Annotated in this window: 2 protein-coding genes; one reads left to right on the top strand and one right to left on the bottom strand. The window is 46.5% G+C overall.

Annotated elements, in window-relative coordinates; genetic code table 11:
* The coding region (locus B3182_RS06210; RefSeq protein ID WP_292752003.1) for a glycine--tRNA ligase subunit alpha at positions 1-437 on the bottom strand (437 nt) is incomplete at its 3' end.
* Between the two features lie 178 nt (positions 438-615).
* Between B3182_RS06210 and B3182_RS06205 the strand changes: the two genes are divergently transcribed.
* Positions 616-701: hypothetical protein (locus tag B3182_RS06205; protein WP_292752008.1), on the top strand; the 86-nt coding region annotated here is incomplete at its 3' end.

Here is a 701-nt window from a genome sequence, read left to right as displayed (position 1 = left end):
ATGCCATTGAGCCAGACTTCCCATCCGAGGCCCCAGGCACCTAATGTTGGTGATTCCCAGTTATCTTCTACAAAACGTATATCGTGAATAGTGGTATCAATTCCCAGCATTCTTAATGAACCCAGATACAGCTCCTGAATATTCAATGGAGAGGGTTTGATCAAAACCTGAAACTGGTAATAATGCTGCAGTCGGTTCGGGTTATCACCATAACGTCCATCTGTTGGGCGACGGGATGGTTGTACATACGCCGCACTCCACGGCTCCGGGCCAATAGCTCGCAGGAAGGTTGCCGGGTGGAATGTGCCCGCTCCAACCTCCATATCATAGGGTTGCAATAACACACAGCCTTGTTCTGCCCAGTATTGTTGCAGACGTAGAATCAGTTCCTGAAAAGTTTTTGGCGTGGCCGCCACAGTTGCCGCAGAATCACTCATTGAGAAAATTGTCTTCGCATAACTAAAAATGTACTGATTATAGCGAATAAAGCAGTGGCTTGTAGAGACAACTCAGTAATGAATTTACAGGCTCGACGATTTGACTAATGCGACTGTCACCGCAAAGAAACAGATACGGTACAATGCAGCGACCCATTAATCGTTAAAGAGCAGAATTATGTCGCGACATATCGGCATCGTGATGGATCCCATTTCAGCCATCAATATCAAAAAAGACAGCAGTTTTGCGATGCTGTTGGCCGC

Source organism: Methylophaga sp. UBA4204 (genome assembly GCF_002379485.1).
Classification (GTDB): Bacteria; Pseudomonadota; Gammaproteobacteria; order Nitrosococcales; family Methylophagaceae; genus Methylophaga.
The sequence above is the reverse complement of the archived record's forward strand: the minus strand, read 5'-3'. Positions and strand labels throughout refer to the sequence as shown.